This is a genomic window from Rhodococcus sp. 5A-K4 (assembly GCF_046097995.1).
In the GTDB taxonomy this organism is placed as follows: domain Bacteria; phylum Actinomycetota; class Actinomycetes; order Mycobacteriales; family Mycobacteriaceae; genus Rhodococcus_F; species Rhodococcus_F erythropolis.
This window is the reverse complement of the sequence record NZ_JBJURM010000002.1, coordinates 267724-284062: the sequence shown is the minus strand read 5'-3', so window position 1 is coordinate 284062 and position 16339 is coordinate 267724. Positions and strand designations below refer to the sequence as shown.

19 protein-coding genes are annotated in these 16339 nt (G+C 61.7%); 6 read left to right on the top strand and 13 right to left on the bottom strand.

Going from position 1 to position 16339, the window contains the following annotated elements; all coding sequences use genetic code 11:
* Nucleotides 1-15: 15 nt before the first annotated feature.
* From ACKAMS_RS03720 to ACKAMS_RS03700, 5 genes are read right to left on the bottom strand one after another with little or no spacing between them, the layout of a single operon-like run.
* Nucleotides 16-1749, bottom strand: a complete 1734-nt coding sequence (locus ACKAMS_RS03720) for an ABC transporter ATP-binding protein (protein ID WP_408988617.1) — start codon at nt 1747-1749, stop codon at nt 16-18.
* On the bottom strand, nt 1746-3560 hold the full coding sequence (locus ACKAMS_RS03715) for an ABC transporter ATP-binding protein (protein ID WP_259116586.1): 1815 nt from the start codon (nt 3558-3560) through the stop codon (nt 1746-1748). Before ACKAMS_RS03715 ends, ACKAMS_RS03720 begins: the two co-directional genes overlap by 4 nt.
* Entirely contained in the window at nt 3557-3904 is a 348-nt protein-coding gene (locus ACKAMS_RS03710) for a plastocyanin/azurin family copper-binding protein (protein WP_021331818.1), read from the bottom strand. The genes ACKAMS_RS03715 and ACKAMS_RS03710 overlap by 4 nt, the downstream gene beginning before the upstream one ends.
* A 10-nt stretch (nt 3905-3914) precedes the next feature.
* Nucleotides 3915-5477: a multicopper oxidase family protein gene (locus tag ACKAMS_RS03705; protein ID WP_408988616.1), complete on the bottom strand. Its 1563-nt coding sequence runs from the start codon at nt 5475-5477 to the stop codon at nt 3915-3917.
* Nucleotides 5474-6358, bottom strand: a complete 885-nt coding sequence (locus ACKAMS_RS03700) for an ABC transporter substrate-binding protein (protein ID WP_225989551.1) — start codon at nt 6356-6358, stop codon at nt 5474-5476. The genes ACKAMS_RS03705 and ACKAMS_RS03700 overlap by 4 nt, the downstream gene beginning before the upstream one ends.
* A 284-nt stretch (nt 6359-6642) precedes the next feature.
* On the opposite strand from ACKAMS_RS03700, the gene ACKAMS_RS03695 reads away from it, so the two are divergent.
* Nucleotides 6643-7374, top strand: coding sequence for a TetR/AcrR family transcriptional regulator (locus ACKAMS_RS03695; protein WP_019745586.1), 732 nt, complete (start codon nt 6643-6645; stop codon nt 7372-7374).
* A gap of 64 nt (nt 7375-7438) precedes the next feature.
* Here ACKAMS_RS03695 and ACKAMS_RS03690 read toward each other — a convergent pair whose 3' ends face one another.
* Nucleotides 7439-8602 carry a S9 family peptidase gene (locus ACKAMS_RS03690; RefSeq protein WP_283567737.1) on the bottom strand — a complete coding sequence of 388 codons (1164 nt, stop codon included), beginning with the start codon at nt 8600-8602 and terminating at the stop codon, nt 7439-7441.
* 175 nt (nt 8603-8777) lie between these two features.
* Between ACKAMS_RS03690 and ACKAMS_RS03685 the strand changes: the two genes are divergently transcribed.
* Nucleotides 8778-9218, top strand: a complete 441-nt coding sequence (locus tag ACKAMS_RS03685; RefSeq protein WP_019745587.1) for a VOC family protein — start codon at nt 8778-8780, stop codon at nt 9216-9218.
* A gap of 21 nt (nt 9219-9239) precedes the next feature.
* Here ACKAMS_RS03685 and ACKAMS_RS03680 read toward each other — a convergent pair whose 3' ends face one another.
* Both ACKAMS_RS03680 and ACKAMS_RS03675 read right to left on the bottom strand, forming a co-directional pair.
* Nucleotides 9240-9839: a TetR/AcrR family transcriptional regulator gene (locus ACKAMS_RS03680; protein ID WP_031333823.1), complete on the bottom strand. Its 600-nt coding sequence runs from the start codon at nt 9837-9839 to the stop codon at nt 9240-9242.
* Nucleotides 9840-9914: 75 nt separating this feature from the next.
* On the bottom strand, nt 9915-11348 hold the full coding sequence (locus tag ACKAMS_RS03675; protein ID WP_051636510.1) for an FUSC family protein: 1434 nt from the start codon (nt 11346-11348) through the stop codon (nt 9915-9917).
* Between the two features lie 58 nt (nt 11349-11406).
* On the opposite strand from ACKAMS_RS03675, the gene ACKAMS_RS03670 reads away from it, so the two are divergent.
* The gene (locus ACKAMS_RS03670; RefSeq protein WP_019745590.1) at nt 11407-11922 is read left to right on the top strand and encodes a MarR family winged helix-turn-helix transcriptional regulator; all 516 of its coding nucleotides are present in this window, start codon (nt 11407-11409) and stop codon (nt 11920-11922) included.
* Between the two features lies 1 nt (nt 11923).
* On the opposite strand, the gene ACKAMS_RS03665 is transcribed toward ACKAMS_RS03670, so the two are convergent.
* A complete protein-coding gene (locus tag ACKAMS_RS03665; RefSeq protein ID WP_019745591.1) occupies nt 11924-12328 on the bottom strand; it encodes a PaaI family thioesterase in 405 nt (134 codons plus the stop codon).
* A gap of 118 nt (nt 12329-12446) precedes the next feature.
* Between ACKAMS_RS03665 and ACKAMS_RS03660 the strand changes: the two genes are divergently transcribed.
* Complete coding sequence (locus ACKAMS_RS03660; protein WP_019745592.1) at nt 12447-12890, top strand: helix-turn-helix domain-containing protein; 444 nt, start codon at nt 12447-12449, stop codon at nt 12888-12890.
* 2 nt (nt 12891-12892) lie between these two features.
* Here ACKAMS_RS03660 and ACKAMS_RS03655 read toward each other — a convergent pair whose 3' ends face one another.
* From ACKAMS_RS03655 to ACKAMS_RS03640, 4 genes are all read right to left on the bottom strand, one after another.
* Nucleotides 12893-13348 carry a PPOX class F420-dependent oxidoreductase gene (locus ACKAMS_RS03655; RefSeq protein ID WP_007729721.1) on the bottom strand — a complete coding sequence of 152 codons (456 nt, stop codon included), beginning with the start codon at nt 13346-13348 and terminating at the stop codon, nt 12893-12895.
* Nucleotides 13349-13381: 33 nt separating this feature from the next.
* Nucleotides 13382-13906, bottom strand: coding sequence for a hypothetical protein (locus ACKAMS_RS03650; RefSeq protein WP_408988615.1), 525 nt, complete (start codon nt 13904-13906; stop codon nt 13382-13384).
* A 70-nt stretch (nt 13907-13976) separates the two neighbouring features.
* Nucleotides 13977-14792, bottom strand: coding sequence for a DUF72 domain-containing protein (locus ACKAMS_RS03645; protein WP_019745594.1), 816 nt, complete (start codon nt 14790-14792; stop codon nt 13977-13979).
* Nucleotides 14793-14836: 44 nt separating this feature from the next.
* Nucleotides 14837-15019, bottom strand: coding sequence for a hypothetical protein (locus ACKAMS_RS03640; protein WP_007729726.1), 183 nt, complete (start codon nt 15017-15019; stop codon nt 14837-14839).
* Between the two features lie 81 nt (nt 15020-15100).
* Between ACKAMS_RS03640 and ACKAMS_RS03635 the strand changes: the two genes are divergently transcribed.
* Together ACKAMS_RS03635 and ACKAMS_RS03630 are read left to right on the top strand one after the other, a co-directional pair.
* Entirely contained in the window at nt 15101-15421 is a 321-nt protein-coding gene (locus ACKAMS_RS03635; RefSeq protein ID WP_007729728.1) for a GYD domain-containing protein, read from the top strand.
* Between the two features lie 44 nt (nt 15422-15465).
* On the top strand, nt 15466-16314 hold the full coding sequence (locus ACKAMS_RS03630) for an LLM class F420-dependent oxidoreductase (protein ID WP_031333826.1): 849 nt from the start codon (nt 15466-15468) through the stop codon (nt 16312-16314).
* Nucleotides 16315-16339 lie beyond the last annotated feature (25 nt).

Genomic DNA, 16339 nt, shown 5'->3' with positions numbered 1-16339 from the left:
AACCACACGGTTTGCTCATGGCTCGAGTGCTCGGTCGATCCTCCATCCCTCCGCGCCACTGCGCTCGGCCCACAGACCCGAGTACTTTCCACCTCGCGCGATCAGGTCTTCGTGGGAACCGACCTCCTCCACCCCTCCGGCTTCGAGGTAGACGATGCGATCTGCTCCCTGAATAGTCGACAGGCGATGAGCGATGATCACCACCGTTCGACCACGGGCCAATCGGTGAATTGCCTCGGTGATGGCGACTTCGTTCTCTCCGTCGAGGGCGGAGGTCGCTTCATCGAGAAGAACAATCGGAGTGTCCTTGAGGAATGCCCGCGCAATCGAGACCCGCTGACGTTCACCGCCGGACAGCAGTGATCCGCCTTCACCTACCCTGGTCTCCTCACCGCTCGGCAAACGGTCGATCACTTCGCCTAGCCTGGAATCCACCACTGCTTGACGGACCTCCGACTCGGTGGCATCCGGTCTCGCCAACCGAACGTTCTCCAGGATGGTTCCGTCGAACAGGTAAACCTGCTGTGAGACAGTCGATATCCGAGACATCAATGCTCTCGTTCCGATGTCGCGAACATCGGCGCCCCCGATGGATACCGCACCTTCGTCGACGTCCCAGAATCTGGAGATCAGCCGAACGAGAGTTGTCTTTCCGGAACCGGAAGGACCGACCAGAGCAGTGACCGAGCAGTCCGGGAATTCGAGGCTCACGTTACGAATCACGCGATCCGGGCCGTAGCCGAAGGAAACCGAATCGAACCGAATATCATACGAGGTAGGCTCTTTCGGCACCTCGGGCTCCGCCAGCACCGGTACATCGATCATCTCTCGGACAGATCCGAGCGACACCCGGGCCAGTGAGATACCTTCACCGAATCCTGCAAGCATTTGCATCGGCTCCACGAACCTCACGGCCAACACGAGAACAACGATCACGCCTGCTGTGTCGATGGACCCGGTGGTGACCAGCAGTGCCGCCAGAACCAGCACGGCGAGAAAGGCAACCTGAACGACGATCATGAACCGCAGCAGATACTTGTCGACCGATCCGATTTCCCGCAGGTGTGCGTCCCGGTTGGACACAAGAGCTTCGTCCAACCGAGCCCAGCCTTCGCCACTCTTACCGGCCGAACGTAGAACTTGCTGCGCCTGTGCATATTCGACGACGCGCGATGCCAACTCGGATTCGCTCTTGCCGATCGCCTCGTATTCGGGAACAACCGCCCGTTGCACGTTGCGGTAAGCCCGAATCCCCAGTGGAACGAAGACGACCATCGCGAGAGACAGTCGCCAGTCCACAAACAAGACAGCGATCGCCACTGTCGCTGGAGTCACCGTGACGGTGACGAGTTGCGCGATGATCATTCCCGGGATGCTCATCAAGATAGCCGTGCCCTCGGTGACCAGGCGAGTGAACGCTCCACGGTTTGCCTTGCTGAACCACCCGAGCGGAACCTGCACCAAGTGCTCACCGAGGCGATGCATGATTCCACCGGCAAAACCCTCGATTCCGATGCGGTACGCCCGATTCTCGGCGATCCACCGTACGGCGCCACAGGCCACTGCCACGAGAGCAGCCGTGACAACCCACGGAACTGCGGCGTCGTAATCGCCGCGAACCACCGCTTTCAGGATCGGAATCATCAGTGCAAAGACGACACCCTCGAGTATCCCGGCGAGCGTGAAACCTGCTATCTGACCTCGCATCCCATTGTCGCGCCCGAGGATTTCGTCCAGGTCTCGAATCATTGCAGCGCCTTTCGCGGAGATATGTCTTCGACGAGAGGGTTCTGGAGCGCCCACATCCGCGCGTAGGTTCCGCCGAGCGCCGACAACTGTTCGTGCGTACCCTTTTCCACGATCCGTCCGGCGTCGAGAACGAGTATCTGATCTGCATATCGGACGGTGTGCAGTCGATGAGCGATCACCATCAGGGTGCCGCCGTCTGCACTGATCTCGCCCAGTGCGCGTTGAACGGCCGATTCACTGTGGGGATCGGCCTGCGAAGTCGCCTCGTCCAGGATGACGATCGGCGGGTTCTGAAGGATGGCGCGGGCGATCGTCAGGCGTTGCTTCTCCCCACCCGACAGCTCACCGCCCGAACCACCACCGATCTCGGTGTCATACCCGTCCGGCAGTCGCATGATCACGTCGTGAATCTGCGCCCGCCTCGCCGCTGTCTCCACTTCCAGATCTGTTGCATCCGGTCGACCGAGCCGAATATTCTCGCGCACGCTGTCCCACAGGAGCACAACATCTTGGAAGACGATGGCCATCGATCTCAAGACTTCACGGCTGGACTGATCTCGTAAATCGCTTCCGCCCAGCCGAATAGACCCGTCCGTCACGTCCCAGAACCGCGGAAGTAGACGCGCCAAAGTGGTCTTTCCGGAGCCGGAAGGGCCAACGATCGCGGTCACGGTGCCCGGTTGCATCTCGAAGGAGATGTTCTCGAGGACGCGCTGCCCAGTGGTGTATTCGAAGCCGACGCTGTCGAATTCGACCAAAGTGCTGCGAGCAGGCACTGCATCCTGAGGTTCGGCCAGCTCTGGTTCGCCGAGGATGCTCTCGACGTGAGTCGCTCCCAGTTGGCCTTCGCGGTAGAGGTTGGCCATCGTTCCCATGTGCAGAACCGACGACGGAACACCGATTCCGACGACCAGAAAGGCAACAAGAGCTACCGGGGTAATCCAACCCCCGGACAACATTGCAGTTCCCGTCGCCGTGATGACCACGATGAGTACCGCCGGTGAGAGGAGGATCGACATAGCGACCACCGGCCTTCCCATCCCCGACATCCATCGCACGCACACCGCAACCATCGAATCGACAGCGCTCGAGTAGCGCGCGAATGCGCGACTCCCACTCCCGTACGTCTTGACAACCTCGATACCGTCGCCCAGTTCTACTGTCGCAGAGGTCAATGTCGACATTGCAAGATTCCAGGAGTCGACGTTCGTTCGATAGGCTCTGCGCATCGACGGCGCGGCAAGAGCGAGACACACTCCGATGTAGCCGACCAGGACCAGGCTGAACTTCCAGTCCATCGCCACCAGATAGATCAGGGCCACTATCGGCGACAGGATCGCGGGTACCACGTCGGCGGGAAGGTGAGCGACGAGAAGATGCATCCGCTTCACATCGTCGGTCATCGCCTGCTTCACTTCACCGGTGCCACCATTTGCAAACCACCCCAGAGGAACTCGGGACAGATGCCGAGCGATACGCGAGCGGATCGAGTATTTGAAATGCGCGTCGGCGGTGTGGCACACGGTCAGGGCTGCGTTGTAGACGACAAAACCGAGAATTGTGCCCGCTGCACCGATTGCGGCCCACAGCCAGACCAGGTTCAACGACGAGTCGGTCAGGAGCACCCGCGCGATCTCGACCACCGAAACGTAGGGCAGGAATCGTAGCGGCACCGACAGCGCCGACAAACCCGCACCCAGGAGCAGGCGATTTCTCACGGGAGCGATCATGCGACCCAAAGCGTCTCGGTCGACCAGACCAGGCGAGTCTTCGAAGGCCACAGTCTCCTTCACTGTCATCGAGTTACTCACTCTTCGACGATGATCGTGCCGGTCATGTTCGGATGTGGTGTGCACGTGTAGGTGAACGTTCCGGCTTTGTCGAAGGTCTGACTGTAGGTTCCGCTTCCTTGGAGATCGCTCTTGATCCCCAGCTCGGCGAACACGACATCGTGCGGCATTCCCTGGTCCTCGAAAATCCACGTGACCGTCTGTCCTGTGTGCACAGTGACGGAGTTCGGTGAGTACGCAAGGTTCTTCACCGAGATCTCGACCGGCGCTTGCTCGGTGGAACCCTGTGATTCACCTCCGCACGACGTCAGCGTGAACACCGCTGCAACAGCGATCAATGTGGTCAACCCGGTGCGAACTGACATTCTGCTCTCCTCATCGAACGTAGTGGAGGTCGGCAGTCATCCCGGCCTCGAAGTGGTACGCGTTGTGACAGTGGAACATCCACCGTCCTGGATTGTCGGCGTCGAAGTCGATCGCCAATTGTGCACGCGGAAGTACGATCACGGTGTCTCGGCGAAGCCCGCCGTACGAGGGAACCGAGAAGGTGTGCCCGTGGGTGTGCATCGGATGCCACATATCGGTGTTGTTGTTCATGACGATTCGTATTCGCTCGCCCTGCTTCATGATCAACCGACCCACATCGGTGCCCGCCATTCCCCAGACGTATCGATCCCCGGCCTGGATGAGATCAACCGAATACTCACGATCCGGTACCCGCTGTTCCCACGCGCCCGACGGTCGAAGCGTCGGTTCCAGAACGAGTCGGCCGCCGGACCCTGACAGCACTGCAGGAGAAGTCAGGTCGACGCTCGCAACCGAATCCGGTGTCCGAAGCAGGCACGCGGCGCCACCTGGCTTTCCTTCCACCTTCGCGGCGACAGGCCACGAACCGGACTGCACCGTCACCAATACGTCGTATCGCTGCGCGGGTGCGATCAGAATCTCGTCTCCGGCTGTGTAGGCGATGTCCTGCCCGTCAGCACTGACAACGGTCAACTCGTGCCCGGCGACCGAGAAACGGTACGGAGTCTCCGCCCCGGCATTGATCACCCGCAATCGAAGCCGTGTTCCGGCCGCTGCACTGACGACGAAGGGATCTTCCACAGGCCGTCCGTTGATCAGGTGCAGTGGATACGTGATGTGCGTTGCCATTCCACCGAGCGCCTCGGAATTTCCGTGACCGCTGGCGAGAAGTTCTGCGGCAGAATCAATCTCTGCATCATCGACTTCCGGTGGAGCTCCGCCGTGCCCGTGGTGTCCTCCCTGCACGTCCGGTGACAATGCGCGAAGCACTGCATCCGGGGTTGTTCCCAGCCCGTCGAGCCAGTCGTCGATCACGATGACGACGTCCTCGTCGGCTCCGGTCCGGTCGTTCGGGTCCTCGACCACGAGTGCACCGAATAGCCCTCGATCGGCCTGCAATCCTGAATGGGAGTGGTACCAATATGTTCCGTGATCCGGGGCCACGAAGTCGTAGGTGAACTCTGCACCTGGTCGGATTCGTTCCTGGGTGACCGGTGGGACACCGTCCATGTCGTTGCGGATCGCAATGCCGTGCCAGTGCACCGAGGTCTCCGTCGGAAGGTCGTTCTGCAACCGAACGTTGAGCCGGTCTCCCTTGGAGATTCGAATCTCCGGACCCACCGCTTCTGCACCGTACGACCATGTGTCCACCCCTCTGGCGCCCAGACTCACCCGAGCGGGTGCAGCTGTCAGATTCCGTTGGACTGTGTGCCCGCTACGAAATCTCGCCTGTTCGGCAGCACGTACTTCGTCGTCGAACGGTGAAATCTCAGAACTGGTTTCGTTCGCCGAGCCACGGCTGCACGCACTCAGTGCCACAGAACCCAAAGCCGCAGAACCCACAGCCGCAGAGCCGAGAGTCACCGCTCCCCATCGCAGAGCCAGGCGCCGACTCAACGCACTCGAACTCATGCCGTCAGCGCCGTGAATTCCTGATAGCGCGTCGCGGCAACAGCTTCGGTTCCGGTGCCGGTCAGATTGCCGGCAGCCATGGCATCCATGTCCTCGATCATCCAGAAAGTGGCGAAGGGATGAGTGGCGAGCCACATGTCTCCGTTGACCTTGGCCACTCGGTTCTCCTGCACCGCTGAAAGACTCGAGAACCCGGGAACACCGGCAACCTTGCCGAACTCGTACACGCCCTCGTCGAACACGGCTACGATCCGAGCATCCTGCGCCGGGATCGCCTCGTCGGACAGGGGCGCATACGGCAGTCCTCCAGCGGCATTCGCTCGCTGGGATTCCGGACGCCCGAAGCCGCTCTCCGCCAACAGCAACGACGGCGGCGCCTGCTCGGTGGTGGTGGCAAGGATTCCAGAACTGCTCATCAACACCGACACGGTGTTCGCTTCACCACCGGACCGAGCAGAGACGTCAGCGATCTTGCCTTCCAAAGCGACAGTCAACTTGTCGGCGACCGACTGACGATCAAAAGCGCGTCCGAAGAAGGCAAGATTCTCACGCCACGGAGTTGTGACGGCCGGGACCGGCACTGTGGGGACGGTCGACGCGAGGGAGTCGTAGTAGCTCCGATCGCCCATCGACGTGAAGATGACCAGTCCAGGATCCTGGGCGAGGACCTGCTCGATCGGGGGTGCACCGAGCGGCGGCACCGTGACCACCTCGGTACCCGCTGACGCCAAGATGTCCTGGCCGATCTCCGATCCCCACGACGTGAAGACCACGTCAGGGGTGATGCCGACGGCAAGGAGACCGAGTGCGGCGTATTCGTCGAGGGAAACAATTCGCCCGAGGTCGCCTGGAACCGACGTCTCACCGAATTCGTGGGACACAACACGCGTTCCCTCGGCAGGTTCCGTCGTCGGTCCCGCCTCACTCGAGCTACAGGCGGCCGCAGTCAGGGCAACGACACTGACCAGCAGCGAAGCTCCCAGCCTCGATAGGTAACCGGGTCGCGTTTTCAACTTCATAATGTCCTTCAGCTTCGAAAAATCGGGGGTTCGATACAAATCGGAGCACTGCTCGGATTTGGCAAGTAAACCTCACCTAAGTTCATCCGTCAATCGGTTGCGTCGACTACGCGACCCGATCCGACGCCGCTAAGCTCGGTCGGACCATGACTGCGCCATCACCTGACAAGAAGTCCGCCGCGAAATCACAGCGCCGCCGGAGTTACAACACCGGGATAACTGCGGACGCCGTGCTGACCGTGGCGCTCGGGCTCAGTCGCGAGCACGGAGTCGAGGGCTGGTCGCTGCGGCAGCTGCTCAGCGAACTCGATACGTCGTTCTCCGTCGTCTATCGACTCGTCGGAGATCGGGACGCACTCTCGGCTGCGGTGGTCGACAGTGCGGTGTCGGCCGTGAACGTGCCATCCGCACAAGAAGATTGGCGTCAATGGCTGACGCATCTGCTCTTGCAGATGCGAGAGGCCTTGATCGAGTGTCCAGGCGCGGCACAGTGGCTGCTGATGAACGGAGTTGCCACCCAGCGCAGCCGGGAACTCATGGAGGCCGGATTGGCTTCACTGACCGCCGCCGGGTTCGGGGAAGAAGCCGCTCAGGCTTACACCGTCGCCTTCACTTCGACAACCACACTGATTGCCATGAACGACGCCAGGCGCATTCCCAGCGGACAGCCTTCACCCGATCACAGCGCGATGCTGGAACGCCTGAGCAACGACGGACCCTCAGATCCCCGTTCATCGATGGAGACACTGATCGGGAAATTTGCCGGTCCACCGGATGCTGCGGAAGCAACACGGGCAGAACACTATCGCTACACACTCGACCGTGTCCTCGACGGTCTAGAGGCGAGGCTGGACGCAATCAAAGAGTCACAGAAATGACCGCGGGGTCGCTGTCGCACTTGTGCGACAGCGACCCCGCGGATGATCTGGATTCTCGGTATGCCTAGCGGAACAGGTTCGCGACGAACGGAATCGTGTCGGCCTGCGATTCGACCAAAGCGCCGCTGTGATCGGTGTTGTAGGTCTTGAACGTGACCGGTTCACCGTTGGCGACCAACGCTGCAACCAGCGAAAGTGCAGACGGTGCAGGGACATCCACGTCAAGCAGGCCCTGGCCGATAAAGATAGGGCGGTCGTATCCACTGGTCGGCACACCCATGTAATCGTTCAGCAGACCCTGGAAGTTCGGGATCTGACTGAGCGGGCGGGAGAAGATGTCACCGAGGACCAGATCCTTGGATGCCTCGTCCAGGTCTGCGGCGCAGAGCTTTTCGGCCGAGTCGACCTTTTCCCTTCCCAAGTCGTTCAGGTAGGAATTCAAGTCGATCTCGGGGTGCGCTTCCCGCAAGCCCGCGAGGATGTAGAGCGCGTACGACGTCAACCCGCCGCCGAGGGCGATGGGAGGGAAGCCCGGACCGGCAGGCAGGAGGGTCAACTCGATGTTGGCCGGCACTCCGGTACCCACGCCACCGCGGTAGTCGAGCGAATCCCCTCCGTACTCGGTTGCGTAGCGGGCCGTCGTGATGGCCGCACCGCCGCCCTGCGACTGTCCGACCACTGCCCAACGATTCGAGATGGAGGAGTCGATGACCCGGGCCGCCTTGACCGAGTCGACTACGCTGTGCGCCTCCACCTTTCCGTCGAGGTACGGCATCAGCCCTGGTGTACCCAGACCGACGTAGTCGGTGGCGACGACGGCGTAGCCCTCCGAGAGCCAGCGCCCCAGGTACGGGTAGTCACGTTCGGGCAGGCCGGGACCGACCAGCGAAGGGGCACAGGAATCGTCGAGTCCGGTGGTGCCGTGCGCCCAGGCGATGACGGGCCAACCACCTTCCGGTGCCGGGCCGGCCGGGACGTAGTACGCGCCACTGCTCAGCGCGGGCCCGGCGTTGGAACCGATGGTCCAGTACGTGAATCGCTTGGCGTCGGCGGTACCCGGAATCCACAGATCCTTCGGTAGCGGCTCACTCGACACCACAGTGCCGGTGGCTTGCGACGCGCTCGGCGCCTGCGCGGACGCGATGGGCGCAGCAACGGCGGAGCCAATCGTTGCAGCACAGAGGGCTGCGATGGATATGCGGGCAAACGACTTCGACTGGAATTTCACGTCTGACGACTCCGGTTCGTGCGGTGGGCGACCTCGTTGGACGTTATCGTAGATTTTGTTTAACCGATCGGTCAAGCAAAATCTTGCAGCTTTGCGACACGTACATGTCGAGATCCCGGCCCCGACTCCGACCCAGTATCGAACCGGCACGAAGAAACAGTAGGAGGATGTGTCCATGGCACACGTACAGCGTTTCGACCACATCGGCATCACCGTCGCGGACCTCGAATCAGCGACGGCGTTCTTCGTCGTTCTGGGTCTCGAGGTGGAGGGCACCGGATCCGTGGAGGGCGAGTTCGTGGAAACCGTCTGCGGTATCCCTGGAGCCAAGTGTGAAATCGCCATGCTGCGCCCTCCGGGCGAAGGGTCACGGCTCGAGCTCTCGTCCTTCGTCACGCCCGACCACGTACCCGGATCGCCTGCTCCGATGGCCAACGAGATCGGTCTGCGCAACGTGTCTTTCGAGGTGGGCGATCTCCAGGCGGCGGTCGACGCGGTGGCAGCGGACGGTTACGGGCTCATCGGCGGGATCGGCGAGTACGAGAACAGCGTGCGCATGGCCTACGTGCGTGGGCCGGAAGGGATCATCGTGTCCCTGTTCGAGCAGATCGCCTGAAGCGTCACGGCAATCGGACCGTCAGATCGCCTTCCACGAGCTGACCAGAGCGCCCATCGCGGCCGCGAATTCGGCAAACGCCGCGTCGATTCTGACGCGGTCACCGGTCGTCACGAGATCGAGCGTCAACCCCCGAATCTGCGCCAACACGATCGTCGCGTAGCGATCAGCGCGATCGGGCGGACATCCATGCGCGAGCGCAGCTTCCGTCAAACCACCCAACCAGTCCCCCACCACATGATCGAGAAACTCGCGATACCGCTCCGGATGCAACAACGCCTGTCCGTAGATCTCGAACATCAAGCGAAAGTTCGGCAACGATTCCGCTGATGTGCGCCTATTCCAGTAACTCGTCAACATCTCGACGATGTCGGTCCCGGAAGAGATGTCGAGAGAAGAGCTGTCTCGCAGGGTTGCGACTACTTCAGTGAGTAGTTGTTCCTTCGAACCGAAATGGTGGATGAGTGTCGCATGGCTGATCCCCAGGTCCTTGGCCAACGGCCGCATGGACAGTTCACCGACGCCGTTCGCCGTGACATACGCGGTTACCTGCTCGAGCAATTCGGCACGGCGATGCTGGTAACGCAGTTTTCGGCCGTCGATCGGCGTGCTGTCCTCCACCTGCAGGAGCCTACGCAGTACCGGAAACACAGCAGTACCGGAAACACAGCAGTACCGGAAACACAGCAGTACCGGTTACACGGTGACGTGGTGGCGATCCGATCGACTGATCGTGACAGCGGCGACGACGATACCGATCACCACGCCGATGAGAGTGTCCGCGACGCGAGCCACTGCCGCTTCGGTCCCGATCGGAGCACTGAAACCGATGAGAAGCAGTGCCATCGGAGTGACGGCCAGTGACGTCAGCGCATAGTTCTTGATCACGAGCAGCTCCGCAGCAGTCTGCAGAATCACGATCACGGCAACGGCTTGCCAGTAGCCCAGTGTCAATGCGATGAGCCCAGCGGCCACGACGGCGCCGCCGACATTTCCCACCAACCGCTGGATCCCGCGCTGGACGGTCTGCTTGTAGTTCAGTCCCTGCATCGCGGCGATGGCACCCATCGACGCCCACAGCGGATGCTCCAACCCGGCTCCTGCCGCGAGCCAACCGGCCAGAGCCGAGGCCGCCACGATGCGGAGAGCATTCATCCGCACCGGGCGTGAATACAGTCGGCGCAATCCTTCGAGAAAATAGCCCTCGGGGGCGGCAAGCGTGGGCGCCGGCGCGAGGTCGTGTTCGATCATGCTGGAGCGCTTGAGCTTCCGAAGCTCCTTCTCGTGCTGAGCAATACTCCGGATCAAAGTCGCATCGCCGTGCAACTGCCATTGCTGTACTGCCGCTTCTGCTTCGTCGAGCACCGCGACCAGTTCGCGTCCGTGATCGACGGTCGACTTGATCCGACCGCTCGACGCAATGACCAAGCGGGCGTTGGCAATCGATCCGAGCGCCGGTTCCACTGCGTCTGTGCCGGACTGTTCGAGACGCCCCACCGCGGAGACTGCACGAGCAACTGCCAGACGGGCAGGCCCCATCGGCAGTACGAGCGCTGGGAGCATCGCGGCCACCCAACCGACCACAACTCCGAGCGCACCGGCAGTCACCAGCCTCGCCAGATCATCGACACTGGAGGCATATCCGGCTGCACCGGTCGCCGCGAAGACGAGGATGACGGGCCCTGGTCCGGTGATCCGGAAGCCCGACATGAAGCAGTACGACGCACCGGCCAGCAACGACAGGATGCCGATCTGCAACCACATCGGAACGCCCACAACACCCATTGCGCTGCCGAAAGCGATGGAAACCACCAATGCGGCACCGACCATCGCCAGCTTGCCCGCCAACCGGGGATACGGCTCGTACCTACCGAACGCGGCGCACAGCGCACCCAAGGCCGCGAAGCCGGCCAACTCCCGATGCCCGAGCAGTCCGCCGACCACGAGGACTACGGCGGTGGCGAGCCCGACCCTGATCGCGGGGGCGATGGTCGCGTCGGCGGATCCGACGCGAAAAGCCGCTCGCCACGTCGCCCCGGAGACCGTATGTGCAATGGCCTCACTCGAATGAGTGAGACGGCTGGGCGTCCTGGCTGCGGTTTCGGTTCGGGTCACGGACTCAGCATACATTTATTTCACCAGTAAATTACTTGTGAAGTAATGTGAATTCTGTCGCTAAGATGGGGCCATGGGTGCGACTGACAGATCCGAAGACGACTTCATCGACAAAGTCCGTCGCGAATGGAAGCGCGCCTACCCGGAGTTCGACACCGCCCCCGTCGAAGTGATGGGCCGGATCGCCCGCATCAACGCTCAGTCTCTTCACCAGCTCGACCGCGCCCTGGCGTCCAGCGGGGTCTCTCGCGCCGAATTCGACGTGATGAGTGCACTCGCTCGCAGTGACCGTCCCCTGCGAGCGAGCGAAGTCACCGCCGTCACGATGGTCAGCGGCGCCGCCACCACAAAACACGCGGACCGTCTGGCCAAGCTGGGCTTTGTCGAGCGTCAGCGTTTCGAACACGACGGACGGGTGGTTCTGCTTCAACTCACCGATGCCGGTCGCGCATTGGTCGAGGCAGAGTTTCCCCGACGCGTCGAGCGAGACCGTCAAGTACTGACCGGACTCGACGAGGACGAACGTGCCCAGTTGACGGCACTGCTCAAACGAATCTCACGCAACATCGACTCTGGAATCTGGGACTGATCTACTTCGGCAGCGGTACGTTCTGCAATCGCACCTGACCGCGCGCCACCTCTTTGCCCGATTCCGGATCGGTGATGACCACCGACCACAACTGCTGAACGCGTCCCTGCTGAATCGGCACAGCCACGACGTCCACCCGCCCACCCGTACGCGCCCGCAGGAAATCCGTTCCGTTGTGGACGCCGACGGCGAATTCGCCACGATCCGCCACTGCAGTGCTGGCTCCGATGCTCGCGGCCGACTCGACGGCGGTCGTGTAGACACCGCCGTGGACTACACCCCACGGAGTGTGATGCGCCTCGGACAGATCGATGTGCCCGACGACCTTCGTGCCGGACACCTCGTCCAGTTGCAATCCGGCAGCGCTGACAAATCCGCTTGCTGCCTCGAGATTCAATTCCGTCATGACGACCCCTCATCTGCTCCGTTGGATTTCTCGACCTACCTTCCGCCCTCGAATACATACCGTCAAGTGCTAAGTTGGAATTCCCAACTAACTTTTCCAACTAACAGGGGCCCCAGAGATGACGGCGACAAAAGGACGCAACTGCTCCATCGCCAACGCCTTGGAGGTCGTCGGCGAGAAGTGGTCACTGTTGGTGCTCCGAGAAATCGTCCTCGGGCAACGACGGTTCGACGAGATCGCCGCGGGCACGGGTGCGAGCCGCGACATCCTCGCCGCGCGTCTGCGCACCCTCGTCGAGGCCGACGTCCTCACGAAGCGTCGCTACGAAGACCATCCACCGCGCTACGAATACGTCGCCACCGAATCAGGGAAGGCGCTCTACCCGATCCTGATGGCACTCATGGAATGGGGAGATACCTTTGCGACGACGGGTCCGCCGCCTACCGTCGTCGAGCATCGTTGCGGTGAGATCCTGCACGCCCAAGTTGTCTGCGCACACTGCAAAGAACCGCTGGCCGCCAGAGATGCGCACGTAGTCGAACTCTCGCCACCCGCTCGATAGCGTCAGCGTCCGGGCGGAAACCCACCTGTTGCGATCGGACCCCAGGAGTCGACGGTGACGCGGATCAGGCTCTTGCCCTGCTTGCGCATGGCTTCGCGGTACTCGTCCCAGTCGGGATGATCACCGGCGATGGATCGGTAGTAGTCGACCAACGGTTCCACCGAGTCCGGGAGGTCGATCAACTCCGCGGTTCCGTTCACCTGGACGTACGGGCCGTTCCACTCGTCGGAGTGGATACACAGAGACACCGCCGGGGTGCGGCGAACATTCGCGGCCTTGGCCCGTTCCGGGTACGTGGAGATGACGATCCGGCCCTCGTCGTCGACCCCGCACGTCACCGGAGAGATCTGCAACTCGCCGGATTTCTTCACCGTGACGAACGTGGCCCGATGACGCGGCCTGATGAACTCGAGGAGTTCGGCAAACGAAACACGATCTGCGCTGGCGATCTTGGACATGACCTCAGCCTAATTCGATTTACGAGCTGACGCTCAGGGCATCTCGATGGTCTGAGCACGTGCGATTTCGTCGATTGCACGAATGACGTACGCGCTCTGAGCTTTCTTCACTCCGGTCGACAGACTTCCGATGACCAGAACCGCCGAACGCAGGTACGCGCCGTGCCCGATGCGGAACGAATCGTCCTCCAAATCCGAAATCCCGAGCGCCCCGGTGTAGACCGCAGCGAGCGCCTGCACGTCCAGATCCGGCAGCCACACGATTGTGGACTTGGCGCAGGCAGTCAGCGCATCCTGCACGTCCTCGCTGGACAAGCCGTCCGGATGCGTGTCCTCGAGCAATTCGCGCACGATCGCCGCGTGAACCGAGCTGACCTGCTCGAACGAGAGCCCGCGCAGTTCCTCGACAGCCACGAGCAGTCCGTCACGATTTGCCGCCCGCACCGCCGCGAGTGCGTCGGCCGTGGCATCGGCGATGTCACGGGCGACCTTCGGCCAATGCGTCGGCCAGCTCTGTTCTGGCGTCCGCTGTTCCGGCGTCCGCTGGTCTGGCGTCATCGTGGTATCTCCTCGGTCCTCGCGTTCATGCGGAAGCCTTCCACATCCCACCGACAGGCCAGGCGATCCGTCAGCGCAGCCGCTCCAACAAGGACATTGCGTTGTGCGGCGCAAAGCCTTTCATGTCGTTGTCGAAGTAGACGTACACGTCGAGGCCTTCGTCCATCCAATCCCGAAAGCGCTTGGACCACTTGTCCAGAGCTTCGTCGGTGTACCCACTCGCATACAGTTCCTTGTCCCCGTGCATCCGCACGTAGACAAAATCGGTAGTCGGAGTGGTGATGCGGGGATATCTGCCGGCGGTGTCTGCGACGACAAAACCGATGGAGTGCTCGCGCATCAGGTCCACGGCTTCGTCGGTCTCGAAGCTGGCGTGCCGCGCTTCCACCGCGTAGCGAATCGGCACGTCCCTCTCGGTCTGGGCGAACACTCGGTCTTCGGTGAGTTTGTCGTCGTGCTGTGCTGCCAGATCGGCTGCAGCCTGCGTGGTGCGGGGAAGACCGTCGAAGAAGTCGGTCAACCGCTGCGGTTCGAACTGCAGCGTCGGAGGTAGTTGCCACAGGATCGGTCCGAGTTTGGGGCCGAGGGCGAGTGTTCCGGCGGCGAAGAAGTTGGCGAGTCCGTCACGGGCGTCGAGCAGTCGTTTCATGTGCGTGATGTACCGGCCGCCCTTGATCGCGAACACAAAATCTTCGGGAGTTTCACTGCGCCATTTGGTGTAGCTTTCCGGCTTCTGCAGGGCATAGAACGAGCCATTGATCTCGATCGACGTCAATCTCTCTGCGGCATAAGATAATTCTTTGCGGTGAGCAAGACCTTTCGGATAGAAATCTCCGCGCCACGCGGGATACGTCCACCCGGAGATACCTACCCGAATATCTGCCATCGATTCAGACTAAGCGGCACTCGAGCGTTTTGACACTCCGTGTTTCAAACTCCGGCACTGAGCGCGACGGATACCGGTACGACGGTCAGGCACACCACCGCGCCGACGAACAACGCGATCACGAGGCGACGGTCCCACTTTCCGCGTGCACCACTGGCAGCCAGCATGAAGATCACAAAACCCACACACACGGACACGATAGTCACGATCACCGGAGTTCCAACCATGCCGTGATTGTCCCCTACCCATTGCCACCGAGCGCCCTACGGGTACACGATCGAAGTACCCATCCCGAGCAAGGAGTGGAAATGCCGAAATACCTCTGGCAAGTGACGTACTCACCTTCCGGCGCCGCCGGCCTACAGCAGGAGGGAGGCACTGCGCGGCGCGACGCGATAACCCGAATGGTCGAAAGCATCGGCGGCACAGTCGAATCCTGCCACTTCGCACTGGGCGGTCACGACATGTTCGTCATCGGCAACCTACCGGACGACGTCGCGGCAGCCGCATTGAGCATTCGCACGGCTGCGGCAGGTGCAGCACGCTCGGAGTCGATCACGCTGCTCACGCCGGAGCAGATCGACGAGGCAGTCAAGCGACCGACCGACTACCGCGCGCCGGGCAAATGACGACGGAAGGAATAGATCCCGGCAGCAGCCGAGTTGCACCCGCTGTGACGGAGACTACGAAAACACCTGACCTGGGCACCTACGGAATCTGGCGAGGAGCGGCTGGTTTGCCGCCGGGACTGGGAACAGCGATCGAGAAACTCGGTTTCGGCACCATCTGGATCGGCGGCTCACCACGCGCCGATCTACGGATCGCCGAGAAACTTCTCGACGCGACCGAGCACATCACCGTGGCAACCGGAATCGTCAACATCTGGTCCTCACCTGCGGCCGAGGTGGCGGAGTCCTATCACCGACTCGAAGCCGCACATCCGGGGCGATTCCTGCTCGGCGTAGGCGTCGGACATCCGGAGGCGACCGGCGACTACACCAAGCCGTACGCCTCGCTCGTGTCGTACCTCGACGAACTCGACGAGGCCCAGGTCCCGGAATCGCGGCGCGTCCTCGCCGCACTGGGACCGAAAGTGTTGAAACTGTCCGCAGATCGCGCTGCCGGCGCGCATCCGTACCTGACCATCCCCGAACACACCGCCGAAGCTCGTGAAATCCTCGGCCCTTCGAAGATTCTTGCCCCCGAGCACAAGGTTGTTCTGGAAACCGATCCGGAGAAGGCCAGAGCAATCGGTCGCCCCGCCGTCGCCAACCCGTATCTGTATCTGCGCAACTACACGAGCAATCTCGAGCGCCTCGGTTTTGCGCCCGAAGAGTTGGCGAACGAAGGAAACGATCGTGTCATCGACGCTCTGGTTGCGCGCGGTACCGCGAAGTCCATCGCGGATCGACTTCGGGAGCATGTCGCGGCAGGTGCCGATCACGTTGCGATCCAAGCACTTCCCGCCGAGGGTGATCCGCTCGCGACCTACGAAGCACTGGCAGCCGAACTCTTCGACTGATCAGACAACCCTTGACTTGGATAAG